Here is a 25,179-nt window from a genome sequence, read left to right on the forward strand (position 1 = left end):
TCAGGCGCCGCGGGCCGGGTCCTGGGCCGATCTGACGAAGGCGTCGCCCTCCCACCGCCAGCCGGCCCGCTCCTGCTCGTCGGGGCAGCAGCGCGGCACGTCCGCGGAGGAGTAGCCGAGCAGCGTCGCCGAGACGATTCCGTCCCGTACGGAGAAGTCGGTGACCGTCAGTTTGCGGGCGGGGTCCACCAGGGTCGCGACGACTGTCGGGGCGGCCCCGCTTCCGTGTGTCAGGACGTAGACGCCGCTGGGCGGCGTGCCCGTGCCGGCGTCGCAGCGGACCACGGCCACGGTCTCGGGGCGGCCGTCGCCGTCGAGGTCTCCGGCCGCTTCGTGGGTCACCACGTTCTTCGCGCCGCCGCAGTCGAGCGGGTACGCCGCGGCCGCCGCGTCGGGAGCGGCCACGGGGGCTCCGCCCCGCGAGGAGGCGGCGGATGCCGTGGCGGTGGCGGTGCCCGGCTGGAGCAGGCCCGCGCAGGCCACGACGGCCGCCATGGCCGTCGCCGTGGCGAGCCAGTGCACCGGCTTCGTCGCGGTGTGCGCGAGGTCCGGGAGCGCGGAGGTCTGCACGCGGTATGTCTCCTGTGGTTCCTGGGGGCCCGGGTGGGCGGTGCCGGCTGCGCGCCGGCGGGCGGGGGTGGCCAGCATCGTGCCACACCTGGCACGGCATCGGAACGGCGGGGCAACAAAAAGGCGTCGTTGCCGAGTTCCCGCCGGTGCGGGGAACTCGGCAGCGACGCCCGAGCGTTGTACGGGGTCAGGCGCGGGAGGAGGTGCTGCCCGGACCGTCGTAGTCGTCACCGTAGGCGCCCTTGGAGGGGCGGCGGCGGCGCAGCGGGGCCTCGACGCCGTCCGCCAGGCGGCGGGCGGTGACCAGGAAGCCGGTGTGGCCGATCATCCGGTGGTCGGGGCGGACGGCCAGGCCCTCGACGTGCCAGTTGCGGATCATCGACTCCCAGGGCTGCGGCTCGGCGAAGCAGCCGATCTCCCGGATGGACTCGACGGTCCGCGAGAGCTGGGTGGTGGTGGCGACGTACGCGCAGAGGATGCCGCCGGGCACGAGCGCCTTGGAGACGGCCTCCAGGCACTCCCAGGGAGCGAGCATGTCCAGGACGACCCGGTCGACGTCGGTGTCCGAGAGATTGTCCTGGAGGTCGCCGACGGTGAGCTGCCAGGCGGGGTGCGGGGAGCCGAAGTAGCGCTCGACGTTCTGCTGGGCGATCTCGGCGAAGTCCTCGCGGCGCTCGTAGGAGTGCAGCATTCCCTGCTCGCCGATGGCCCGCAGCAGGAAGGTGCTGAGCGCGCCCGATCCCACGCCGGCCTCCACGACGCGGGCGCCGGGGAAGATGTCGCCGAAGGCCAGGATCTGCCCCGCGTCCTTCGGGTAGACCACGGCGGCACCGCGGGGCATGGACAGGACGTAGTCGGGGAGCAGGGGGCGCAGCGCGAGGTAGGCGACGTTTCCCGTGGTGCGGACAACACTGCCCTCGGGAGCACCGATCAGCTCGTCGTGCGGGAAAGAACCCTTGTGGGTGTGGAAGTTCTTTCCGGCTTCGAGCGTGAAGGTGTAGTGGCGTCCCTTGGGATCGGTGAGCTGTACCTGGTCCCCGACCTTGAAGGGCCCGCGACGTCGGGCGGCACCGGTCGGTTCAGACATGTGGCCAGCGTACCGGTGTTTTGCGGGGCTCCGACCGCTCCGGCCGCGGTGTCAGGCGGCCGGGCGCGCCATCGCGGCGACGAAAGCGCGTTCGACGTCCGTGGTGGACAGGACCCCGTAGATCTCGCCGGTCTCCTCGACGACCAGGTACTCGGTGGCCGGGGTGGTCTTGAGGTGGTCCAGGAGGGCTTCACCGGCGAGTTCGGCGGGAATCCTCATGCCCTCGGTGAGGTCCTGGGCCAGGCCGCTGACGGCGACCCAGGGGCGGCGGTGTTCGGGGACGCCCGCGATGGCGGCCTCGCGGACCACGGCCTTGGGGGTGCCCTGTCCGTCGACGACGACGAGGGCGCGGGCTCCCGCCTCGTTGGCCCGGCGCAGGGCCTCGGAGAGGGGGGTGGCGGACTCCACGGGGACGGCGCGCCGGGTGAGGGTGCGGGCGCGCAGGTCGGGGAGGTGCTCGCGGAGGCGGGCCAGGCGCAGGCTGTTCCCGGCGCCCGTCCAGATGATCCCGGCGAGGATGGCGGCGAGCAGCGCGTCCGTGACGGTCTCCACGCCGCTGATCTCCTCGGTGGCGTTGCCGAGGGCCCCCGTGTGGGTGAGGAGCGGGAGCCCGATGAGCACGGCCACGGCGAGGCCCCTGCCGACCCAGGCCGCGGCGATGGTGCCGCTCATGGGCTTGCCGGTGATCTTCCAGACGACGGCGCGCAGCATGCGTCCGCCGTCGAGCGGGAGGCCGGGCAGCAGGTTGAAGGCGGCGACGAGGAGGTTGGAGATCATCAGCCCGGCGAGGAGCACACCGGGCACGGTGGGCGGATCGACGAACTGCATGCCGGCGTAGAAGACCCCGGCGAGCACGAGGGAGAGCAGCGGGCCGACGAAGGCGAGGACGAACTCGCGGCCGGGGGTCTCGGACTCCTTCTCGATCTCGGAGACGCCGCCGAAGAACTGGAGCTGGATGCGCCTGACGGGCAGCTTGTAGCGCAGCGCAGCGACCGTGTGGGCGAGCTCGTGGACCAGGACGGAGGCGTAGAAGGCGATCGCGAAGAACAGCGAGACGAGGTAGCGGGTGTTCCCGAGCTCGGGCAGGACCCGTTCGAGCTGGCCGCCGAAGACCCACGTGATGAGCGCCGCGACGATGAACCAGCTGGGCGCGACGTAGACCGGCACGCCGAAGGGGCGGCCCATGAGGATGCCGCCGCCCGGTTCCGCCGGTCGCCGCGGTGCGCCCTTGCCTGGTGCGGCGCCCGGGTCCGTGCCCCCTGCGCCTGGCTGCGGCCGCCCGCTGTCGCCGCTGTCGTCCACGAGGTCCCTTCGGTCGGTGGCGTTCACCACGATCATGCAGTGTGCGAGGGTCTGTCGTCGATGGTATTCCGCCCGCTGTCGGTGGCGGGCCGTAGGGTCTTCGGCATGACCTCCGCACCCCGGCCGCCTCAGCCGCCCACGTCGTTGTCGCCGTCGCGGGCGAGCGACTTCATGCAGTGTCCCCTGCTGTACAGGTTCCGGGTCATCGACCGGCTTCCCGAGAAGCCCAGCGAGGCGGCCACCCGGGGCACACTGGTCCACGCGGTCCTTGAGCGTCTGTTCGACGATCCGGCGGTGGAGCGTACGGCCCCGAAGGCGCGGGCGCTGATTCCCGGCCAGTGGAACCGCCTGCTGGAGTCGAAGCCCGAGCTGACGGAGCTGTTCCCGGACGACGCGGAGGGCGAGCGGCTGACGCGCTGGCTCGGCGAGGCGGAGCGGTTGGTCGAGCGGTGGTTCTCGCTGGAGGACCCGGCACGCCTGGAGCCGGCCGAGCGTGAGCTGTTCGTCGAGACGGAGCTGGAGTCCGGGCTGCGGCTGCGCGGGGTGATCGACCGGATCGACGTGGCGCCGACGGGCGAGGTCCGGATCGTGGACTACAAGACCGGCAAGGCGCCGCGTCCGGAGTACGCGGAGGGCGCGCTGTTCCAGATGAAGTTCTACGCCCTGGTGGTCTGGCGGCTGAGGAAGGTGGTGCCCAAACGCCTCCAGCTGGTCTACCTCGGCAGCGGTGACGTCCTGACGTACGACCCGGTCGAGGCGGATCTGGAACGGGTGGAGCGCAAGCTGCTGGCGCTCTGGGAGGCGATCCGGGAGGCGACGGAGAGCGGTGAGTGGCGGCCGAGGCCGACGAAGCTGTGCGGCTGGTGCGACCACCGGGCGTTGTGTCCTGAGTTCGGCGGCACTCCCCCGGTCTACCCCCTGTCCGTACGCCCGGCGCGGGCCGCCGGGGACGCGCAGGGCAGAATGGCACCCCGGGCCGAGGCCGGCCAACCGGTGGCCCTCGAAGGCCCTTAAGGAGATTTCGTGGCGATCCGCGTCCTTCTGGTCGATGACCAGCCGCTGCTGCGCACCGGCTTCCGGATGATCCTGGAGGCGGAGGGGGATCTCGCGGTGGTCGGCGAGGCCGGTGACGGTCTGCAGGCCATCGATCAGGTGCGGGCGCTCCAGCCCGACGTCGTCCTGATGGACATCCGGATGCCCCGGATGGACGGGGTCGAGGCGACCCGGCAGATCACCGGGCCCGGCCGGGACGGTCCGGCGAAGGTGCTGGTGCTGACCACCTTCGACCTCGACGAGTACGTGGTGGAGGCGCTGCGCGCCGGAGCCAGCGGGTTCCTGCTCAAGGACGCCCCGGCCAACGAGCTGGTGCAGGCCATCAGGGTGGTCGCGGCGGGCGAGGCGATGCTGGCGCCCAGCATCACGCGCCGGCTGCTCGACAAGTACGCGGACCATCTGCCGTCGGGCGAGGAGGCCGTCCCCGACGCCCTGCACACGCTGACGGACCGTGAGGTCGAGGTGTTGAAGCTGGTGGCGCGGGGGCTCTCCAACGCGGAGATCGCCGCCGACCTGTTCGTGAGCGAGACGACGGTCAAGACCCATGTGGGGCATGTGCTGACCAAGCTGGGGCTGCGCGACCGCGTACAGGCCGCCGTGTACGCGTACGAGAGCGGACTGGTGCGCCCCGGCGCCCAGTGAGCGGGCCTGCGGAACCGGTCCGGAGCGGCGCCCCGGACCGGTTCCCCGGTTCTCAGACGGAGCGGCGTCCGAGTTCCCAGAGCTGGAGGTCGGCGGAGGCGTTGACGGCCCACTCCACCCCGGTGACGCCCTCGCGGGAGGCGATGTACTGCTTGCCCTGCCAGATCGGGAGTACGGGGACGTCCTCGGCGACGATGTCCTGGAGCTTCTCGAAGGTCTTGGACGCGGCGCTGCGGTCGGTCTTGCGGCGGGACTGCGGGATCAGGGTGTTCTCCGCCACGGCGGAACGGTAGGGCGAGTTGAGGAAGTCGTTCTTGTCCAGGAACGGTGCCGTGTAGTTGTCCGGGTCCGGGAAGTCCGGGAACCAGCCCATGCCGTAGACCTCGTACTCGCCGCGCTTCTGCGCCGGGCGGTACTCCGCCCAGGGTGTGCCCTTGATAGTGACGTCGAACAGCTTCGAGTCGTTGAGCTGCTGCTTCAGCGTCTTGAACTCGGCGGCGGTCGCGGGGCCGTAGTGGTCCGTCGTGTAGTGCAGCGTGAACTTCACCGGGGTGTCGATGCCGGCGGCCCGCAGGGTGCGCGCCGCCTTGGCCGTGTCCGGCTCGCCGTACTTGTTGAAGAACGAGTTGGTGTGCCCGGTGATGGTGGACGGGATCAGCGAGTACAGCGGCTCGGCGGTGGAGCCGTACACCTGGCTCGCGATGGCGCCCCGGTCGATGACCTGGGCCATGGCCTGGCGGACGGCCTTGTCCTTCACCGCGGGGGCGTCCGTGTCGAAGCCGAGGTAGCTGATGGCGAGGCCGGGCATCTCGGTGAGCTTGACGCCGTCCTCGGGCTTCACGAGCATCCGGCCGGCCTGCTCGGGCGACATGGTGCGGGTCATCATGTCGACCTTCTTGTCGTCGAGCGCCCGGCCCATCGCGGCGGCGTCCGGGAACAGGGCGAGCTCGACCCTGTCGTTCAGGATCTCCAGGTCGCCCTTGTACTTCGGGTTCCTGGTGAAGACGACCTTGGCGACCTGGCCCTTCTCGACCTCGGGCTTCATGGTGTACGGGCCCGAGCCGTCGACCTGGAACCCCTCGCGGGCGCCCTTGGCCGGGTACTTGCTCTTCTGGACGATGGCCGCGGCGGGGGTGGCCAGCTTGTACGGGAAGGTGGCGTCCGGGGTACGCAGGTGGAAGACGATCTCGTCCTCCCCCTTGGTCTCGATCGTGTCGATGTTGTCGAGCAGGCCGGCGGGTCCGCTGTCGGACTTGATGTCCAGTACGCGCTGGATGGAGTAGCGCACGTCCTCCGCGGTGAGCGGCGTGCCGTCGGCGAAGGTGAGGCCCCGCGCAGGGTGCAGCGGTAGCTCTCGTTCTCCGTGTCCGTGAAGGCGCAGCTCTTGGCGGCGTCGGGCACCGGCTCACCACCGCTGCGCGGGACGTGCGTGAGTGTCTGCACCGTCTGCCGCAGGACGTTCCAGACGCCCGCCTCGTACCCGGTGGCCGGGTCGAGCGGCGCCGGGTTGTCCTTGGAGGCGATGAACTGGTCCGTGGTGCCGACGACGATGGCGTCCTTGCCTCCGTCCCCACCACCCGTCACGCCGCAGGCGGCGAGTACGGGCGCGAGCAGGCCGACCACGGCCGGCAGCACCAGCGTCTTGCGGTTCATCTGGACGTTCTCCCTCATTCCGGTATGTGAGACAACGAGATTAGTAGGGATGTCCACGGGCTCCGGACAGGCGGACAGCCCTCCCACGATCCCCCGGCCTCTCCCAGGGCCCGGTCAGGGATTCACCCGGTCCCGACAGCTCCGTACCCGGCCTGACGGCTTACACCTCGGCCGGGTCCCGGTGAGGGCATGAATCGGCACATTGCACCGGATATTTCACGCGCCGAAACTCCCAGCAATCCGACAAGTCGCGCGAAGAGGTCACCAGCAGGAACTTGACATGGACCTGATTCGTGCGCACTTGCGACCGAGGGAAAACTCACATTCCGGCACCGGGAGTTTTTCCGTACATTCACAGGAGACTCCCGGTGGGCGACGTCAGAGGACTCCGGTGACCAGACCCCGGAGGAATGCCAGATCGACGTCTTCGAGGGACCCCACGACGACTCTTCCCGAGGCCGGTGCGATCGGGGCGACGGACGGCACGGCCACCACCCGGCAGCCCGCCGCCTCCGCCGCGGCCACCCCGGTCGCGGTGTCCTCGATGACGGCGCAGCGCTCCGGGTCGGCGCCGAAGCCGGAGGCCGCGGTGAGGTAGGGCTCGGGATGGGGCTTGGTACGGGTCACCTCGTCCCCGGCGACCGTGAGGCCGAAGTGGTGGTGTCCCAGCGAGTCGAGGACGCGGTCGATGATGCGCCGGTGCGAGGCCGAGACCAGGGCGGTCGGCATGTCGTGCGCGGCCAGCTCGGAGAGCAGCCGTGCCGCGCCCGGCATCAGCGGCACGCCGCGGGCGATACGCTGCTCGAAGCAGTCGTTCAGCAGCACCGTGAGCTCGTCCAGCCGGATGTCCGCGCCGGTCACGTCGATGAGATAGCCCGCACTGCGGGTCATGGGGCCGCCCACGACCACGTCGCGCCACGCCTCGTCGAGCCGGTGCCCGAGGCCGGCGAAGACCTCGACCTCCGCATCCCACCAGAAGCCCTCGGTGTCCACCAGGGTGCCGTCCATGTCGAGGAATACGGCCTGCAGGGTGGACCCATCGGCCGTACGGGTCAGGGACGCGGGGACCGTACTGGTCATCCGTACTCCTCCGTGAGGGACGAGAAGGCCGACCGCCATTCCCGTGACAGGAACAGCGACCGGCCTCACTGGACCGACCATTCTACGACGTGCCCGGCCGCCATGCGCCGAACGGCGCCTTAACGCGCGTTGAAGTACTTCGCCTCGGGGTGGTGGATGACGATCGCGTCGGTCGACTGCTCGGGGTGCAGCTGGAACTCCTCGGAGAGCTTGACCCCGATCCGCTCCGGCTCCAGCAGCCCGGCGATCTTCGCCCGGTCCTCCAGGTCGGGGCAGGCGCCGTAGCCGAGCGAGAAACGCGCCCCGCGGTACTTCAGCGCGAACATGTCCTCGACCTCGGAGGGGTCCTCCCCGCCGTATCCCAGCTCGCCGCGGACCCGGGCGTGCCAGTACTCGGCCAGCGCCTCGGCCAGCTGGACGGAGAGACCGTGCAGCTCCAGGTAGTCGCGGTAGGAGTCGGCGGCGAAGAGCTCGGCCGTGGCCTCGCCGATCTTCGAGCCGACGGTGACGACCTGGAGGCCGACCACGTCCCGCTCACCCGATTCCTCGGACCGGAAGAAGTCCGCGAGGCAGAGCCGGCGGCCCCGGCGCTGGCGCGGGAAGGTGAAGCGGGTGCGCTCCGAGCCGTCCTCGTGGAGCAGGATCAGGTCGTCGCCCTTAGATACGCAGGGGAAGTAGCCGTAGACGACGGCGGCCTCCAGCAGGTTCTCGGTGTGCAGCTTGTCGAGCCAGCCACGCAGGTGCGGGCGGCCCTCGGTCTCGACCAGCTCCTCGTACGTGGGTCCGTCACCGGCACGGGACTGCTTCAGCCCCCACTGGCCCTTGAAGAGCGCACCCTCGTCCAGCCAGGAGGCGTAGTCCTTGAGCGGGATGCCCTTGACGACCCGGGTGCCCCAGAAGGGGGGCGCGGGGACCGGGTTGTCGGTCGCCACGTCGGAGCGGCCGCCCGCCTCGGGCTCGTCGGCCTCCAGGACGGCGGCGGTGTCCTTTCTGGCGACGCGGCGCTGCTTCAGCTCCGGAAGGACGGCGCCGGGAACGCCTCGCTTGATGCCGATGAGGGCGTCCATGAGACGCAGCCCTTCGAAGGCGTCACGGGCGTAACGGACCTCGCCCTCGTAGATCTCGTGGAGGTCCTGTTCGACGTAGGCCCTGGTGAGCGCGGCCCCGCCCAGGATGACGGGGAAGTCCGCCGCCATCTTGCGCTGGTTGAGCTCCTGGAGGTTCTCCTTCATGATCACGGTCGACTTCACCAGGAGGCCGGACATGCCGATGACGTCGGCCCGGTGCTCCTCGGCCGCTTCCAGGATCGCGGAGACGGGCTGCTTGATACCGAGGTTGACGACGTTGTAGCCGTTGTTCGTGAGGATGATGTCGACGAGGTTCTTGCCGATGTCGTGGACGTCGCCGCGCACGGTGGCCAGCACGATGGTGCCCTTGCCCTCCGCGTCGGACTTCTCCATGTGCGGCTCCAGGTGGGCGACCGCGCTCTTCATGACCTCGGCGGACTGGAGGACGAAGGGCAGCTGCATCTGGCCGGAGCCGAAGAGCTCACCGACGACCTTCATGCCCTCCAGGAGCGTCTCGTTGACGATGTCCAGCGCCGGGCGGGTGCGCAGGGCCTCGTCGAGGTCGGCCTGGAGGCCGTTCTTCTCGCCGTCGATGATCCGGCGCTGGAGGCGCTCGTCGAGCGGCAGGGCGAGCAGTTCCTCGGCGCGCCCCGCCTTCATCGACTTCATGTTGACGCCCTCGAAGAGCTCCATGAGCTTCTGGAGGGGGTCGTAGCCCTCCTCGCGGCGGTCGTAGATCAGGTCGAGGGCGACCTTGACCTGCTCCTCCTCCAGGCGGGCGATGGGCAGGATCTTCGAGGCGTGCACGATCGCGGAGTCCAGTCCGGCCTTGACGCACTCGTCGAGGAAGACGGAGTTCAGCACGACACGGGCGGCCGGGTTGAGGCCGAAGGAGATGTTGGACAGGCCGAGCGTGGTCTGGACGCCGGGGCGGCGGCGCTTGAGTTCGCGGATGGCCTCGATGGTGGCGATGCCGTCCTTGCGGGACTCCTCCTGACCGGTACAGATGGTGAAGGTCAGGGTGTCGATGAGGATGTCCGACTCGTGGATGCCCCAGTTGCCGGTGAGATCGTCGATGAGGCGCTCGGCGATGGCGACCTTGTGCTCGGGCGTCCGGGCCTGGCCCTGCTCGTCGATGGTCAGCGCGATCAGCGCGGCGCCGTGCTCCCGGGCCAGTGCGGTGACCTTGGCGAAGCGGGAGTCGGGGCCGTCGCCGTCCTCGTAGTTGACGGAGTTGATGACGGCCCGCCCGCCCAGCTTCTCCAGGCCCGCCCGGATGACGTCTACCTCGGTGGAGTCGAGCACGATGGGCAGCGTGGAGGCGGTGGCGAAGAGGCCGGCCAGCTTCTCCATGTCGGCCACACCGTCCCGGCCCACGTAGTCGACGCAGAGGTCGAGCATGTGCGCGCCTTCGCGGATCTGGTCGCGGACCATCTCGACGCAGTCGTCCCAGCGGGCCTCCAGCATGGCCTCGCGGAACTTCCTGGAACCGTTGGCGTTCGTGCGCTCACCGATCGCCATGTACGAGGTGTCCTGGCGGAAGGACACGGTCTGGTAGAGCGAGGAGGCGCCCGGCTCGGGGCGCGGCTCGCGTGCGCCGGGTGTCAGGTCACGGACGCGCTCGACGACCTGGCGCATGTGCTCGGGCGTCGAGCCGCAGCAGCCGCCGACGAGCGAGAGGCCGTACTCCCGGACGAAGGTCTCCTGGGCGTCGGCCATCTCGGGCGGGGTCAGCGGGAAGTGCGCGCCGTCCTTGGTCAGCACGGGCAGTCCGGCGTTGGGCATGCACATCAGGGGCGTACGGGAGTGGCGGGCCAGATAGCGCAGGTGCTCGCTCATCTCGGCGGGGCCTGTCGAGCAGTTCAGTCCGATCAGGTCGATGCCGAGCGGTTCCAGGGCGGTGAGCGCGGCACCGATCTCGGAGCCGAGCAGCATGACGCCGGTCGTCTCGAAGGCGAGCGAGCAGATCAGCGGCACGTCCACGCCGAGGGCGTCCATGGCCCGCCGCGCGCCGATCAGGCTCGACTTGGTCTGCAGCAGGTCCTGTGTGGTCTCCACGATCAGGGCGTCCGCGCCCCCGGTGAGCAGGCCCTCGGCGTTCTGCTGGTAGCCGTCGCGCAGCACGTCGTACGCGATGTGGCCGAGGGTGGGGAGCTTGGTGCCCGGCCCGACGGAGCCCAGGACCCAGCGCTGCCGGCCGTCCCGTTCGGTGAACTCGTCCGCCACCTCGCGGGCGATCCGGGCGCCCGCCTCGGAGAGCTCCACGATCCGGTCGGCGATCTCGTACTCGTTGGCCGCGGAGTGGTTGGCACCGAAGGTGTTCGTCTCGACGCAGTCCACGCCGACCGCGAAATACTCCTGGTGCACGGAGCGGACGATGTCCGGGCGGGTGACGTTGAGGATCTCGTTGCAGCCTTCGAGGTTCTCGAAGTCCGCGAGCGTGGGGTCCTGTGCCTGGAGCATCGTGCCCATGGCACCGTCCGCTACCACCACCCGGGTGGCGAGCGCCTCACGGAGCGCTTCGGCTCGGTTCCGGCTGTCAGCGGAAGGGGTCGGCGACGAGGCCATGGATGTTCTCCCTGGGATGCGACGGCTGTCGGCTTTGCGGCCTTCCTGTGGAGGGCGCACGCCGCCAGCGTAGCCGGGAGGGGGCGCGGGCCGTCACGGTGTCCCACGGGGCGGACTGCATGCTGTTCGGGGGTGGATCGGCCGGGGCGGCGGGTACGGGGTTTCCGGGCCACCGGACATGGGTCGACATCGACCGATAGTGTTCAGCATTGTCGAACCACAGTGGAGGAGTACGGCGCGATGGCCAAGAACATCCAGTCGCTGGAGCGGGCGGCAGCGATGCTGCGGCTGCTGGCGGGCGGCGAGCGCCGGCTCGGACTGTCCGACATCTCTTCCTCGCTGGGGCTGGCCAAGGGCACCGCTCACGGCATCCTGCGCACGCTCCAGCACGAGGGCTTCGTCGAGCAGGACGCGGCGTCCGGCCGCTACCAGCTCGGCGCCGAGCTGCTGCGCCTGGGCAACAGCTATCTGGACGTGCACGAGCTGCGGGCCCGCGCCCTGGTGTGGACCGACGACCTGGCCCGCTCCAGCGGCGAGAGCGTCCATCTCGGAGTGCTGCACCAGCACGGCATCCTCATCGTCCACCACGTGTTCCGGCCGGACGACAGCCGCCAGGTGCTGGAGGTGGGCGCCATGCAGCCGCTGCACTCCACGGCGCTGGGCAAGGTGCTCTCCGCCTACGACCCGGTGGCCCACAGCGAGGCGGTCGAGGTGGAGCGGCAGGCGTTCACCCCGCGGACCGTGACCGGCCCGGAGGAGTTCGAGTCCCTGCTCGACCTGATCCGGGCGCGCGGCTGGGCCTCCGACGTGGAGGAGACCTGGGAGGGGGTGGCCGCCGTGGCCGCTCCCGTCCATGACCGGCGGCGGATGCCGGTCGGCGCCGTGGCCGTCACCGGCGCGGTGGAGCGGGTCTGTCCGGGCGGCGAGCTCCGCCCCGAGCTGATCGCCGCCGTACGCGACTGTGCCCGTGCCGTCTCCCGGGACCTGGGCGCCGGGCGCTTCTGAGGTACCGCGCCGGGCGGCCGGCCACCCCCGGCCGGGTCCGGTCGGCCCAGGTGGGCCGTCGGTAACGATCGGGGCATGTGCCGAGTCGCATGTGCCACAACCCTTGACGTTGGATTCACCGGGGAGCAACACTGCCGTTCACCGGTCGGCATTGTCGAACACCTAACGGCAATACGCGTTAGGGTGTGACAGTGCCAGGGACCGGTCGGCCCACATAGGTGAGTACCCGCACAGCGCGGATACCCATCGTGGGCGCGAACCACCGGAGGGACCCGGTGTTCGCCTTCCCCTGGACGAAGGACAAAGGAGTCACGGGTGTCCAGCTCCGACATCTTCATCGGCGAGACCATCGGTACCGCCGTTCTCATCCTCCTCGGCGGCGGAGTGTGTGCCGCCGTCACGCTCAAGCACTCCAAGGCGCGGAACGCCGGGTGGCTGGCCATCACCCTCGGGTGGGGCTTCGCCGTCCTGACCGCCGCCTACCTGGCCGGCGGCGTGTCCGGCGCGCACCTCAACCCGGCGGTGACGCTCGGCCTCGCCATCCAGGGCGGCACCGCATGGGGCGACGTACCGCTGTACTTCGCCTCCCAGCTGCTCGGCGCGATGATCGGCGCGGTGCTGGTCTGGGTGGTGTACTACGGGCAGTTCCAGGCCCACCTCACCGATCCCGAGATCGTGCGTGCCCAGCCCTTTGAAGAGGCCATGGTCGACCAGGCGGCCGCCCCGAAGGCCGGCCCCGTCCTGGGCATCTTCTCCACGGGCCCGGAAATCCGGAACGCCGTCCAGAACGTCGTCTCCGAGGTCATCGCCACCGTCGTGCTGGTCCTCGCGATCCTGACCCAGGGCCTCAACGACGAGGGCAACGGCCTCGGCACCCTCGGCGCGCTGATCACCTCCCTGGTCGTCGTGGGAATCGGTCTCTCGCTCGGCGGGCCGACCGGTTACGCGATCAACCCGGTCCGCGACCTCGGTCCGCGTATCGTGCACGCGCTGCTGCCGCTGCCGAACAAGGGCGGTTCCGACTGGGGTTACGCCTGGGTACCGATCGTCGGACCGCTCATCGGTGCCGCGATCGCGGGCGGGCTCTACAACGTCGCCTTCGCGTGAGCCGCACAGCTCAGAGCCGTACCTCAGACCACACACACCTCCGGGAGCACACCGTGACCGACGCACACACCACCGGGAGCCACGGCACCGGCCCGTTCATCGCGGCCATCGACCAGGGCACCACCTCCAGCCGCTGCATCGTCTTCGACAAGGACGGCCGGATCGTCTCCGTCGACCAGAAGGAGCACGAGCAGATCTTCCCGAAGCCGGGCTGGGTCGAGCACGACGCGGCAGAGATCTGGACGAACGTCCAGGAGGTCGTCGCCGGCGCCATCTCCAAGGCGGGCATCACCTCGGCCGACGTCAAGGCGATCGGCATCACCAACCAGCGCGAGACGACGCTGCTCTGGGACAGGAACACCGGTGAGCCCGTCCACAACGCCCTCGTCTGGCAGGACACCCGCACCGACGCGCTCTGCAAGGAACTCGGCCGCAACGTCGGGCAGGACCGTTTCCGCCGGGAGACGGGCCTGCCGCTCGCCTCCTACTTCGCCGGGCCCAAGGTCCGCTGGCTCCTGGATAACGTCGAGGGCCTGCGGAAGCGCGCCGAGCGGGGCGAGATCCTCTTCGGGACCATGGACTCCTGGGTCATCTGGAACCTGACCGGGGGCACCGACGGCGGCGTACACGTCACCGACGTCACCAACGCCTCGCGCACCCTGCTGATGAACCTGCACTCGATGCAGTGGGACGAGAAGATCCTCCAGTCGATGCACATCCCGGCGGCCGTGCTGCCGGAGATCCGCTCCTCGGCCGAGGTGTACGGCCACGCCAAGGGCGGCGTCCTGGACGGCATCCCGGTGGCGTCCGCGCTCGGCGACCAGCAGGCGGCGCTCTTCGGCCAGACCTGTTTCGCCCAGGGCGAGGCCAAGTCCACGTACGGCACCGGCACCTTCATGCTCATGAACACCGGCCACACGCCCGTCAACTCCTACAACGGGCTGCTGACGACCGTCGGATACCGCGTCGGCGACCAGAAGCCGGTCTACGCGCTCGAAGGTTCCATCGCCGTCACCGGCTCGCTGGTGCAGTGGATGCGCGACCAGATGGGCCTGATCAAGTCCGCCGCCGAGATCGAGACCCTGGCCTCCTCGGTCGAGGACAACGGCGGGGCGTACTTCGTGCCCGCCTTCTCCGGGCTCTTCGCCCCCTACTGGCGCCCCGACGCCCGGGGCGTCATCACCGGCCTCACCCGTTACGTCACCAAGGCGCACATCGCCCGTGCCGTGCTGGAGGCCACCGCCTGGCAGACCCGCGAGATCAGCGACGCCATGACCAAGGACTCCGGCGTCGAGCTGACCGCCCTCAAGGTCGACGGCGGTATGACCTCCAACAACCTGCTGATGCAGACCCTCTCCGACTTCCTGGACGCGCCGGTGGTGCGCCCCATGGTCGCCGAGACCACCTGCCTCGGCGCCGCCTACGCCGCCGGTCTCGCCGTCGGCTTCTGGCCGGACACCGACGCGCTGCGCGCCAACTGGCGCCGGGCCGCCGAGTGGACACCCCGTATGGACGCGGCCACCCGTGACCGCGAGTACAAGAGCTGGCTCAAGGCCGTCGAACGTTCCATGGGCTGGCTCGACGAAGACACTGTCGAGGAGTAAGCGATATGACCACCCTGCAGAGCGTCCCCGCCCTCGGGACGCATCCGGCCTCCGGCTCCCTTCCGAGCCGCGCCGAGACCCGGGAGCAGCTGTCCAAGGCGACGTACGACCTCCTGGTGATCGGCGGCGGCATCCTGGGCATCTCCACCGCCTGGCACGCCGCGCAGTCCGGTCTGCGGGTGGCCCTGGTGGACGCCGGCGACTTCGCCGGCGCCACCTCCTCCGCCTCCTCCAAGCTGCTCCACGGCGGTCTGCGCTACCTCCAGACCGGCGCGGTGAGGCTGGTGGCGGAGAACCACTTCGAGCGGCGTGCCGTCTCGCGCCAGGTCGCACCGCACCTGGCCAACCCCCTCACCTTCTACCTGCCGGTCTACAAGGGCGGCCCACACGGCGCGGCCAAGCTCGGAGCGGGCGTCTTCGCCTACTCCGCGCTGTCCGCGTTCGGTGACGGCGTCGGCCATGTGATCAGCCCTGCGAGGGCGCGGCGCGACGTGCCGGAGCTGCGGACGGACAACCTCAGGGCCGTCGCGGTCTACGGCGACGACCAGATGAACGACGCGCGGATGGCACTGATGACCGTGCGCGCGGCGGTCGAGGCGGGCGCGACCGTCCTCAACCACGCCGCGGTCACCGGACTGCGGTTCACCCGGGGCCGGGTCACCGGCGCCGACCTCCGCGACAGCGCGGACGGTACGGAGTTCGGCGTCGACGCCCGCCTCGTGCTGAACGCCACCGGCCCGTGGGTCGACCACCTGCGGAAGATGGAGGACCCGGACGCGGCCCCCTCGATCCGGCTGTCCAAGGGCGCGCACCTGGTGCTCAAGCGCACCCGCCCGTGGAAGGCGGCGCTCGCCACCCCGATCGACAAGTACCGGATCACGTTCGCGCTGCCGTGGGAGGACATGCTGCTGCTCGGCACGACCGACGAGGAGTACGAGGGCGACCCCGCGGACGTCGCGGTGACGGAGAAGGACACGGCGCAGATCCTGGACGAGGCGGCGTTCTCCGTCCGCGACCAGCAGCTGTCGCGTGATCTGATCACGTACTCCTTCGCGGGCCTCAGGGTGCTGCCGGGCGGTCCCGGCAGCACGTCCAAGGCGAAGCGGGAGACCGTCGTGACGGAGGGCCGGGGCGGAATGCTCTCGGTGGCGGGCGGCAAGTGGACGACGTTCCGCCACATCGGCCGCACGGTGATGAACAAGCTGGCCGCGCTCCCGGGCCGGCCCCTCGGGGACGACATGGAGCCGATGGCACGGCTGCCCAGGAAGCTCCCGCTGCCCGGCATCGCCAACCCCCAGGCGGTCGCCCACCGGCTGATGATCGACGGCGGTACGCCCGGCCCGCAGATGGCGGCCGACACGGCCAGGCACCTCGCCACCCACTACGGCTCGCTCTCCTTCGACATCGCGCGGCTCGCCAACGAGAACCCGGCGCTGGCCGAGCGCGTCCACCCGGACGCCCCGGAGATCTGGGCGCAGGTCGTCTACGCCCGCGACCACGAGTGGGCCGAGACGGCGGACGACGTGCTGCGCCGCCGTACGACGCTGACGATCCGGGGGCTGGCGACGGACGGCATCAGGGCCCGGGTGGAGGGTCTGCTCGCCGAGCGGGACTGACCGGTCCGGCGCGTGGGACAGGGGCGGCCTCCTTCGGGAGGCCGCCCCTCCGCATGCTCCACCGGGTACACGGCCCCTCATAATGGACGGATACATCGGATGTCTGATTCCCGTCCGTACTCCAGGAGGACCGTCATGGCTGTCACCGACGAGGCGATCGAGAAGATCAAGGAAATGATCGTCTCGGGCGCTCTGCGGCCCGGTGACCGGCTCCCCAAGGAGAGCGAACTCGCCGCGGAGCTCGGACTGTCCCGCAACTCCCTGCGGGAGGCGGTCCGGGCCCTGTCGCTGATCCGCATCCTCGACGTGCGGCAGGGCGACGGAACCTACGTCACCAGTCTGGACCCGCAACTGCTCCTGGAAGCCATGAGCTTCGTCGTGGACTTCCACCGTGACGACACCGTGCTGGAGTTCCTCGCGGTACGCCGCATCCTCGAACCGGCCGCCACGGCGATGGCCGCCGGGCTGATCAGCGACGCCCAGCTGGATCTCCTCGGCTCGCGGCTGAACGCACTCGGCGGGAATCCGTCCGTGGAGCAACTGGTCGCCGCCGACCTGGAGTTCCACCGGGGCATCGCGCAGTCGTCGGGCAACTCCGTGCTCTGCTCGCTGCTCGACGGGCTCTCCGGGCCGACGACCCGGGCGCGGGTCTGGCGCGGCCTGACCCAGGAGGACGCCGTCAGCCGCACTCTCCACGAGCACCGGGCGATCCTCTCCGCGCTCCGGGACAGGGACGCGGAGGCCGCCCGGGCCTGGGCGACCGTCCATGTGGCGAGCGTGGAACAGTGGTTGCGCTCGGCCCTGTGATCCGCGTACGGCCGGGGGCGGCGGCAGGTCGCGGCCTCAGCCGGTGGCGGGGCGCGGGTGCGGCAGGGCGTGCCAGGCGGCGGGGACCGTGCCCCGGACGTGACGTCCAGGACGCGGCTCCTTTCCTTTTCCGACCGGTGTCGCACCCCGGAGGGCACAGTTCACCCGCCGGTGCTCGCGGGCTGCGATGGGACAGCCCGGAAGCCGTAAGGTTGGTGCGTACACAAGGCAACTTCGGAAGGGGGTCTGGGTGATCGAGCTCGAGGGGGTACCCGAGCTGGTCGACCCGGTCATGGTGGCCGCGTTCGAGGGCTGGAACGACGCCGGTGACGCCGCCTCCACAGCTGTCGGCCATCTGGACCGGGAATGGAAGGGCGAGGTGTTCGCGGCGCTCGACGCCGAGGACTACTACGACTTCCAGGTCAACCGTCCCACGGTGTGGCTGGACGGCGGGGTGCGAAAGATCACCTGGCCCACCACCCGCCTCTCCGTGGTCCGCGTCGGCGGGGACAAACCCCGCGACCTGGTCCTCGTCCGCGGCATCGAGCCGTCGATGCGCTGGCGTTCGTTCTGCAACGAGATCCTGGGATTCGCCCACGAGCTGGGCGTCGAGATGGTCGTCATCCTCGGGGCGCTGCTCGGCGACACCCCGCACACCCGGCCGGTGCCGGTCAGTGGCGTGACGTCAGATCCCGACCTGGCCAGGACGATGGATCTGGAGGAGACCCGGTACGAGGGCCCGACGGGCATCGTCGGCATCCTCCAGGAGGCGTGCACGCACGCGGGTGTTCCCGCGGTGAGCCTGTGGGCGGCGGTGCCGCACTACGTGTCGCAACCGCCCAACCCCAAGGCGACGCTGGCGCTGCTGAACCGTCTTGAGGACCTGCTGGGACTGCGCATCCCGTTGGGTGAACTGCCCGAGGACGCCCGCGCCTGGCAGCTCGGGGTCGACCAGCTCGCCGCCGAGGACAGTGAGGTCGCCGAGTACGTGCAGACGCTGGAGGAGGCCCGCGACACCGCTGAGCTGCCCGAGGCGACCGGCGAGGCCATCGCCCGGGAGTTCGAGCGCTATCTGCGGCGCCGTGACGGCGGTCCGGGCCAGGGGCACGGCGGGCACGCGACGGAGAGCGGTGACGTCTCCTATCTGCGGGACACGTCGAGCGGCCGCACCAGACCGCCCAGGCCGACGCGCCCGGAGACCGGGCCCGAGAGCGGCCAGGGCAGCGTCCGTCCGTCGCCCGGCGAAGGGGACAGCGGAGCCGCCGGCTCCGAAAAGACGTCCGACAACTCCCCGGAGGACCCGGAGACGGAGCCGTCCGGGGACGACGGGAACCCCTCGCAGGACTGACCGGCACAAGGAACCGGCCCCGGACTCCTGCGCGGAGTCCGGGGCCGGTTGTCTCGGGTACGGCAGGGCGGTGCTCCACCCCGTACGGCTGTTACAGGGCGACTCCGAGCAGGGCGTCCACGGTGCGCGAGACGAGGCCGGGCGCGCCCTCGTCCGCACCGCCCTCAGCGCTCTGCAGAGCGGCCCAGCGGTCCACGGCGGCGAGTGCGGCCGGGGTGTCGAGGTCGTCGGCGAGGGCCTCGCGGACCTCTTCGACCAGGGCGTCGGCGGACAGCCCGTCCGGGCGGGAGACGGCCGCGCGCCACCGGGCCAGCCGCTCGACGGCGTCGGCCAGCACCTTATCGGTCCACTCCCAGTCGGAGCGGTAGTGGTGCGAGAGCAGCGCCAGCCGGATAGCGGCCGGGTCCACGCCGTCGCGGCGCAGGGCCGACACGAAGACCAGGTTGCCCTTGGACTTCGACATCTTCTGGCCGTTCAGGCCGACCATGCCCGCGTGCACGTACGCCTGGGCGAACGGGTGCTCGCCGGTCAGCGCCTGGGCGTGCGATGCGCCCATCTCGTGGTGCGGGAAGACCAGGTCGGAGCCGCCGCCCTGCACGTCGAAGCCCATGCCGAGGTGGTCCAGGGCGATGGCGACGCACTCGATGTGCCAGCCGGGGCGGCCGCGTCCGAGGGTGCCTCCGTCCCAGCTGGGCTCGCCCTCGCGGGCGGCCATCCACAGCATCGGGTCGAGGGGGTTCTTCTTTCCGGAGCGTTCGGGGTCGCCGCCGCGCTCGGCCGAGAGCAGCCGCATCGCTTCGGCGTCCAGGTTCGAGACCTCGCCGAAGTGCGGGTCGGCCTCGACGGAGAAGTACACGTCGCCTTCGAGCTCGTAGGCGGCGCCCGCGTCCCTGAGCCGCTCGACGAGCGGGACGATGCCGGGTATCGACTCCACCGCGCCGATGTAGTGCTGCGGCGGGAGCATGCGCAGGGCTGTCATGTCCTCCCGGAAGAGGGCCGTCTCGCGCTCGGCGAGCTCGGTCCAGTCCTGACCGTCGCGCACGGCCCGCTCCAGCAGCGGGTCGTCCACGTCGGTCACGTTCTGGACGTAGTGAACCTGCCGCTGGGTGTCGAGCCACACGCGTTGAACGAGGTCGAACGCGTTGTAGGTCGCCGCATGACCCATATGGGTCGCGTCGTACGGCGTGATGCCGCAGACATAGATGCGGGCGACGGGACCGGGGTCAAGGGTGATCCGTCCGCCGGTCGCGGTGTCGTGGATCCGAAGGTCGCGGCCCTTGCCAGGCAGGGCGGGGACCTCAGAAGCGGGCCAGGCATGCATGTCTTGAGCGTAACCGGACGATGCTTCCGGATACGAACCGGACCTGCGTTCGTTGTCGGCGAGACGGCCTTGACCACCGGATCGCACGGGTGAACGTGACGCCCCTCCAGGGCGACGAGAGGGGCCGGAAGCCCGGACCGCGCTGCCGCCGGACGGACCGGCTGCGCACACCCGCGTACGGGACCCGGCACCCGCAGCCACAGGATCGGACAGCGGAGGCGGCCACCAGCCCTCCTGGCCGGACCTCCCGGTCCGGAGAGAAGGACTGGTCGCCCTGGGCGGCGGCGCGGGGCGTCCGCGCCCCCCGCCGGCCGCCCGGCGTGCCGGCTACAGGGTGAGGTAGAAGCGCACGGTCGTGCCCTCGTCGCCTGTGTGCACCCGCACCAGATCAGCCATGTAGTGGACCAGCAGCAGACCGCGGCCGCCGAGCTGCCCGTGCTCCGGCGGTCTGCGGCCCGCCAGAGGATCGTTCAGCCGCCCGGCGTCGCGGGCCTCGCACACGAGTTGCCCCGCCTCGGCCCATACCGCCAGCGTCCCGTTTCCTCCGCCGTGCACCACACTGTTGGTCGTCAGCTCGGCGACCGCGAGTTCCGCGTCGTCCAGCCGCTGCCCCGCCAGGCCCAGCCGTACGGCCTGCGCGACGGCGAACCGGCGGACCTCGGGGAGTTGCTCGCTGCCGTAGGAGAAGACGGCGGCGTCCGGCGCGGGCGGCAGCGCCGTGTTGTACCGGGAGACGACCGCCTCCCAGTCATAGGCGTCGCTGACCACCTCACGGCCCGCGCTGATGAGGGTGGGATGGGTGAGCCGCGCGTCGGCGATCACGTCCGGAGCCAGCCGTACCTCGTCGTACGGGCACAGGATCGTCACCGCGCGGCCCTCGAATGCCGCGTTGATCAACGCCTCGTGCTGCGCGCACGCCGGGTACTCCAGCGCGCTGCGCCCCGCCCAGATCGGCTCGCCGATGATCCGCACCCGCCCCTCGGGGTGGGCGTCGGCGAAGCCACGCAGCACACGGGGGATGATCCTCCCCGGGTTACGGCCGGCTTCGGTCATGTCCAGGAACAGGATGCCCTCGGCGTCCGCGCCCAGCCCTGTCCTGATCAGTTCCAGATTGGGGCCGGGCACCGCCACGGCCATGGGCTCACCTGCGGTCAGGCCCTCCCGCAGGAACGACACCGTCTGCTGCGTGTACTCCAGCTCGGTGCGGTAGAACAACGCGGGATGCACGAAGGTCTCGTCGGTGGTCACCGTGTCCGTCACGGCGTCACCTCGATCTGCGAAAGATGCGGCCAGAACATCTCCAGCACCCGCGGCAGCTGGGGTGGCGGATGCTCCACGACCACCCGCCCCTCGCCCAGGCCCATGGCAGTGACCGCCAGCGCCGTCACCCCGGCCACGTCGACGAAGGCCACGTCCGCCAGCTCCAGGTAGGACACACCCGTGTGCTGCCGGGCCAGCCGGGACAGGGCCTCCTCCCAGGACGGGCGGGTGACCGCGCTGATCTCACCGCGGGCACGTATCCCGGAACGACCGGACAACGGGCTCACCTCCAACACAGCCCTTCCGGACACCGCCGGAACCGGCCGGCCCTCCACATGCGGGACGTCCACGCTCGGACTCCTCCACCCCGTCCGTCAGCCACCCGCCGGGCGTCTCAGGCCGGCAGGGGGCGGAAGGAAACGCCTTCCAGCCCGGAAGTCTATCGCGGCACCCAGGTACGCCATCGGAGACGGCCGCCCGGCAGGGGTGATCTCGCTGCGCCCCGCGGAGCGGCCCTGGACCAGGGCGGGCTCAGGCCGTATCCCGCTGGTGGGCGGCGAGCGCGTCGGCGACGGTCGCGTAGGCAGGCAGGACCGTGTGGAGGCCGGTCAGGGTGAGCACGCGCATCAGGCGGTCGGGGACGGCGGCCAGGGCGAGTGTTCCTCCCGCTCCCTGGGCGGCGTGCCAGATGCCGATCAGGGCGCTGAGGCCCGCGGAGTCGCAGAAGCCGACATCGCTCAGGTCCAGGACGAGCTGGTGGTGGCCCTGCCCGATCAGTTCCAGTCCGCGGGCGCGCAGGTGCGGAGCGGTGCGGAAGCTGATCTCGCCGGTCACCGTGGTCACGGTGAGCGATCCGTGGGTGTGCTCGACGGCCAGGTGCAGATCCTCGGTCACGGGATGGTCAGAGCTCCTGGCGGGTGTCGGCGGCGGGTGCGGCGGCGGCGTGGGTGGTGGCGGTGACCGTGCCCGGGGCGGCGGCGCGCTGCGGGGTCGGGACGGACAGTGCCAGCAGGGCGACGTCGTCGCGGGCGCCTTCGGGCAGGGAGTCGAGGAGGGCGACGACGTCCTGCACCAGGGCCGTCGCGGTGAGAGGTCCCGGCCGGGCGGCGAGGAAGCCGCCCAGTCCCTCGTCGCCGATCATGGCGCCGTCCTGGGTACGGGCCTCGGTCAGCCCGTCGGTGTACAGCAGCAGCGCCTCGCCGGGCTGGAGACGCACCGTGGTGGCGGCGAAGTTGGCCTCGGCCAGAGCGCCGATGAGCATGCCGCCCTCGGGCCGCACCTCATCCGCCCGCACCCGGCTGCCGCCGTCCTCGCCGGGGCGCAGGTGATAGGAGGGAGGATGCCCGCCGGTGGCCAGCGTCAGGGCGAAACCGGTCCCCTCGGGGGTGAGGACGCCGAAGACCGCGGTGCAGTAACGGCTGCCGGCCGACACGTCGAACAGCAGCGCGGTGTTCAAGGCGCTGAGCACCGAGACCGGGTCGGGGTTGAGCTGGGCCGCGGCGCGCAGGGTGTAGCGGGTCAGAGACGTCACGGCGGCCGCCTCCGCGCCCTTGCCGCACACATCCCCCAGGAACAGCGCCCACCGGCCGCCCTCCAGGGGGAAGACGTCGTAGAAGTCGCCGCCCACGTTGTAGATGGAGGCGGTGTGGTAGTGGCAGGCCAGTTCAAGGCCCGGCACCGTGGGCAGGGCGGGCGGCAGCAGGGTGCGCTGGAGGGTGGAGGCGAAGGCGGCGATGGCCGCCTTGTCCCGCTCAGCCTGCTCGCGCGCCGCCCGCTCGGCCTCCGCCCGGCGGTGCTGTACCTCGGCGTGCCGGCTCTCGGCCTTCCGCCGCTCCCGTTCACGGCGCACGGCGTGCAGCGCGGACAGGCGCAGTTCCAGCTCGTCCATGACGATGGCCGCCAGGTCCGCCAGGGTCTGGGTGTCTTCGAGCGTGATGGAGCGGGGCTTGGTGTCCAGGATGTTGACCGTTCCCAGCCGGTGCCCCTCGGCGTCGATGATCGGTGCCGCGGCGTAGAAGCGCACCCCCAGCGGGCCGGTGACCAGCGGGTTGGCGCAGGCGACGGGGTCGGCGAAGGTGTCGGGGATCACCAGCGCGTCATCGCGCAGGACCGCTGAGGCGCACAGGCCCGGGTCACGGCCGATCTCGGCGACTCCGTCCAGGCCGTGGGCGGCCATGAACCAGATCCGGTCCGCGTCCACGATCGTCACCGTGGCCACCGGGACGTCGAAGAGGCGGGCGGCCATCGTCGCGACGCGGTCGAACGCGCCGTCGGGCGGGGTGTCGAGGACGTCGTAGCGGCGCACCGCGTCCATCCGCCGTGCCTCGACGGCGGGCAGCGGCACCACCCGCTTGTCCGGCTCGTCCGTTGCCGAAACGTGCTGGTGCATCGGCTTCCCACCTCCCTCGCCGCAACCCCGAGTGGGCGACGGACCTCCGGAAGCCTAGACGGACCGGTCCGCTTCCCGAACAGCGAGGTCGAACGGACGTGCGGCACCGAAACCGAGGAGACGGTTCAGCGCGATCGGCGGCCGTGGGACCTGCCGGCCGACGCGGGAGCGGACCGCCCCCGTACCGAAGGGCTCTCCCGTCACACCGGCGGCCACGGAATGGCCGGCCACTCCCCGCTCGGCTGCGGATGCCGCCCCGTCGCCAGCAGGTCCCCCACCCGCCCCCGCAACGCGTCCAGCTCCGCTACGGTGATCAGCTCGCCCAGCCGGGTGGCGAGGCTCTTCCCGGGCGTCAGTTCCGCGGCCAGCCTGCCCAGCACCTCGACCGACTCAGCGGTCAGCGGTTCGCCCGCCCAGCCCCACAGCAGCGTGCGCAGCTTGTCGTCGGCGTTGAAGGTGACTCCGTGGTCGATGCCGTACAGCCGGCCGTCCGGAGCGGGCAGCAGATGGCCGCCCTTGCGGTCGCCGTTGTTGATCACCGCGTCGAGCACCGCGAGGCGCCGCAGCCGGGGGTCGTCCGCGTGGACCAGCAGGGCCGTCTTGCCCTCACCGACCTCCGCGAAGCCCACCGCCTTCCAGCCGTCCCCGGGCTCCTCGGCCTCGACGAGCGCGAGCAGCGAAGGCTCCTCCCCCTCGGAGGTTCCCCCGGTGACCGCCTCGATCCAGAGCTGGCACATGCCCTGCCCGTACGGCCCGTCCCGCAGCACCGTGGGCGGCACGAGGCCCCATCCGGTCGCCTCGGAGATCTCGTACGCCGCCACCTCGCGCTGGGCGAGGGTCCCGTCCGGGAAGTCCCACAGCGGCTGCTCCCCGGCGACGGGCTTGTACACGCAGGTCCGCTCCTCACCGCCGTACGCGACCTTGCAGTAGAGCACCGCGTTCGACGCGCCCCCGACCTGGCCGAGGACCGTGAGCTCACCCTCGGCGAGCAGGGTCAGCGGATCAGTTCCTGCGGGACTCCCGATCACGCTCCGCGACGGTATCCGTTCTGGCGCGGGCATACGTGTCCTTCCGGGTCGAGCGGCAGGCTGCACAGCGGGCAGGGCGGGCGGCCCGCGTGCACGACGTCCAGGGCGCGCTTGGCGAACGCACGGGCCTGTGCGCCGCTCAGCCGGACGCGCAGCATCGGCGGGCCGTTCTCCTCGTCCTGGAGAAGCCTCTCCTCGGCCTCCGCGAGGTCGTCCACGGAGTCGGCGTCCAGTTCGACGAGCGCCTGGGCCTCGACGATCATCCGCTGCTCCTCGCCGTCCCAGGCGAGAGCCATCGTGCCGACCCTGAACTCCTCCTCGACGGGGGCGTCGAGCGGCGCCGTGTCGGTGACGTCCATGGGGGCCACGGCCGGTACCGGAGAGTTGCCGCCGGTCCGTCGCACGACCTCGTCGAGCAGTTCGTCGATCCGTTCGGCCAACGCGGCGACCTGGGTCTTCTCCAGGGCGACGCTGGTGACGCGCCCCTTGGAGGATGCCTGCAGGAAAAACGTACGGCGGCCAGGCAGCCCGACCGTACCGGCCACGAAACGGTCCGGGGGGTCGTAGAGGAACACCTGACGGGACACGTCCTGTCTCCCTTGAGAATTGAGGTCGAATGGGGGCGGCCGGAGTCCGGAGGGATGCCCCCGGAACGGCCCCTACGGCGCGTCC

20 protein-coding genes and 1 pseudogene are annotated in these 25,179 nt (G+C 71.0%); 8 read left to right on the plus strand and 13 right to left on the minus strand.

Annotation, left to right across the window (positions count from 1 at the left end):
• The 3 genes from Sfulv_RS04610 to Sfulv_RS04620 form a co-directional block, all read right to left on the minus strand.
• Positions 1 to 570: a hypothetical protein gene (locus tag Sfulv_RS04610; protein ID WP_173317581.1), complete on the minus strand. Its 570-nt coding sequence runs from the start codon at positions 568 to 570 to the stop codon at positions 1 to 3.
• 187 nt (positions 571 to 757) lie between these two features.
• Positions 758 to 1,657 carry a tRNA (adenine-N1)-methyltransferase gene (locus tag Sfulv_RS04615; RefSeq protein WP_173311721.1) on the minus strand — a complete coding sequence of 300 codons (900 nt, stop codon included), beginning with the start codon at positions 1,655 to 1,657 and terminating at the stop codon, positions 758 to 760.
• A gap of 51 nt (positions 1,658 to 1,708) precedes the next feature.
• Positions 1,709 to 2,959, minus strand: a complete 1,251-nt coding sequence (locus Sfulv_RS04620; protein ID WP_173317583.1) for a site-2 protease family protein — start codon at positions 2,957 to 2,959, stop codon at positions 1,709 to 1,711.
• Positions 2,960 to 3,064: 105 nt separating this feature from the next.
• Here Sfulv_RS04620 and Sfulv_RS04625 point away from each other — a divergent pair, with 105 nt between their 5' ends.
• Together Sfulv_RS04625 and Sfulv_RS04630 are read left to right on the plus strand one after the other, a co-directional pair.
• Entirely contained in the window at positions 3,065 to 3,973 is a 909-nt protein-coding gene (locus Sfulv_RS04625) for a RecB family exonuclease (protein ID WP_246353013.1), read from the plus strand.
• Between the two features lie 9 nt (positions 3,974 to 3,982).
• Positions 3,983 to 4,654, plus strand: coding sequence for a response regulator (locus tag Sfulv_RS04630; protein ID WP_173311727.1), 672 nt, complete (start codon positions 3,983 to 3,985; stop codon positions 4,652 to 4,654).
• A gap of 52 nt (positions 4,655 to 4,706) precedes the next feature.
• Here the strand turns inward: Sfulv_RS04630 and Sfulv_RS04635 are convergent.
• The 3 genes and pseudogenes from Sfulv_RS04635 to metH form a co-directional block, all read right to left on the minus strand.
• A pseudogene (locus Sfulv_RS04635) lies at positions 4,707 to 6,307 on the minus strand (ABC transporter substrate-binding protein).
• A 378-nt stretch (positions 6,308 to 6,685) separates the two neighbouring features.
• A complete protein-coding gene (locus Sfulv_RS04640) occupies positions 6,686 to 7,387 on the minus strand; it encodes an HAD family hydrolase (protein ID WP_173311730.1) in 702 nt (233 codons plus the stop codon).
• Positions 7,388 to 7,506: 119 nt separating this feature from the next.
• Positions 7,507 to 11,022 carry a methionine synthase gene (gene metH, locus Sfulv_RS04645; protein WP_173311733.1) on the minus strand — a complete coding sequence of 1,172 codons (3,516 nt, stop codon included), beginning with the start codon at positions 11,020 to 11,022 and terminating at the stop codon, positions 7,507 to 7,509.
• A 240-nt stretch (positions 11,023 to 11,262) separates the two neighbouring features.
• On the opposite strand from metH, the gene Sfulv_RS04650 reads away from it, so the two are divergent.
• From Sfulv_RS04650 to Sfulv_RS04675, 6 genes are all read left to right on the plus strand, one after another.
• The gene (locus Sfulv_RS04650) at positions 11,263 to 12,027 is read left to right on the plus strand and encodes an IclR family transcriptional regulator (protein ID WP_218900294.1); all 765 of its coding nucleotides are present in this window, start codon (positions 11,263 to 11,265) and stop codon (positions 12,025 to 12,027) included.
• 315 nt (positions 12,028 to 12,342) lie between these two features.
• Positions 12,343 to 13,134, plus strand: a complete 792-nt coding sequence (locus Sfulv_RS04655) for an MIP/aquaporin family protein (RefSeq protein ID WP_173311739.1) — start codon at positions 12,343 to 12,345, stop codon at positions 13,132 to 13,134.
• Positions 13,135 to 13,187: 53 nt separating this feature from the next.
• Complete coding sequence (glpK, locus tag Sfulv_RS04660) at positions 13,188 to 14,738, plus strand: glycerol kinase GlpK (protein ID WP_173311744.1); 1,551 nt, start codon at positions 13,188 to 13,190, stop codon at positions 14,736 to 14,738.
• Positions 14,739 to 14,743: 5 nt separating this feature from the next.
• A complete protein-coding gene (locus Sfulv_RS04665; protein ID WP_173311747.1) occupies positions 14,744 to 16,354 on the plus strand; it encodes a glycerol-3-phosphate dehydrogenase/oxidase in 1,611 nt (536 codons plus the stop codon).
• A 135-nt stretch (positions 16,355 to 16,489) separates the two neighbouring features.
• Positions 16,490 to 17,161 (plus strand): FadR/GntR family transcriptional regulator, encoded by a 672-nt coding sequence (locus Sfulv_RS04670; RefSeq protein WP_173311749.1) that lies wholly within the window; start codon positions 16,490 to 16,492, stop codon positions 17,159 to 17,161.
• 250 nt (positions 17,162 to 17,411) lie between these two features.
• Complete coding sequence (locus tag Sfulv_RS04675) at positions 17,412 to 18,509, plus strand: PAC2 family protein (RefSeq protein ID WP_173311752.1); 1,098 nt, start codon at positions 17,412 to 17,414, stop codon at positions 18,507 to 18,509.
• Positions 18,510 to 18,600: 91 nt separating this feature from the next.
• Here Sfulv_RS04675 and mshC read toward each other — a convergent pair whose 3' ends face one another.
• From mshC to Sfulv_RS04710, 7 genes are all read right to left on the minus strand, one after another.
• Entirely contained in the window at positions 18,601 to 19,830 is a 1,230-nt protein-coding gene (gene mshC, locus Sfulv_RS04680) for a cysteine--1-D-myo-inosityl 2-amino-2-deoxy-alpha-D-glucopyranoside ligase (protein WP_173311755.1), read from the minus strand.
• 327 nt (positions 19,831 to 20,157) lie between these two features.
• Positions 20,158 to 21,090 carry an anti-sigma factor RsbA family regulatory protein gene (locus tag Sfulv_RS04685; RefSeq protein WP_256668812.1) on the minus strand — a complete coding sequence of 311 codons (933 nt, stop codon included), beginning with the start codon at positions 21,088 to 21,090 and terminating at the stop codon, positions 20,158 to 20,160.
• Positions 21,087 to 21,377, minus strand: a complete 291-nt coding sequence (locus Sfulv_RS04690; protein WP_305961401.1) for an STAS domain-containing protein — start codon at positions 21,375 to 21,377, stop codon at positions 21,087 to 21,089. The genes Sfulv_RS04685 and Sfulv_RS04690 overlap by 4 nt, the downstream gene beginning before the upstream one ends.
• Positions 21,378 to 21,621: 244 nt before the next feature.
• Positions 21,622 to 21,984: an STAS domain-containing protein gene (locus Sfulv_RS04695; protein WP_173311757.1), complete on the minus strand. Its 363-nt coding sequence runs from the start codon at positions 21,982 to 21,984 to the stop codon at positions 21,622 to 21,624.
• Between the two features lie 7 nt (positions 21,985 to 21,991).
• Positions 21,992 to 23,479 (minus strand): PP2C family protein-serine/threonine phosphatase, encoded by a 1,488-nt coding sequence (locus Sfulv_RS04700; protein WP_173311760.1) that lies wholly within the window; start codon positions 23,477 to 23,479, stop codon positions 21,992 to 21,994.
• 200 nt (positions 23,480 to 23,679) lie between these two features.
• Positions 23,680 to 24,540 carry an SCO1664 family protein gene (locus Sfulv_RS04705; protein WP_173311763.1) on the minus strand — a complete coding sequence of 287 codons (861 nt, stop codon included), beginning with the start codon at positions 24,538 to 24,540 and terminating at the stop codon, positions 23,680 to 23,682.
• Positions 24,504 to 25,094 (minus strand): DUF3090 domain-containing protein, encoded by a 591-nt coding sequence (locus Sfulv_RS04710; protein ID WP_173311766.1) that lies wholly within the window; start codon positions 25,092 to 25,094, stop codon positions 24,504 to 24,506. The genes Sfulv_RS04705 and Sfulv_RS04710 overlap by 37 nt, the downstream gene beginning before the upstream one ends.
• Positions 25,095 to 25,179 lie beyond the last annotated feature (85 nt).

Origin of the sequence: Streptomyces fulvorobeus (genome assembly GCF_013167895.1) — a bacterium.
Lineage (GTDB): Bacteria > Actinomycetota > Actinomycetes > Streptomycetales > Streptomycetaceae > Streptomyces > Streptomyces fulvorobeus.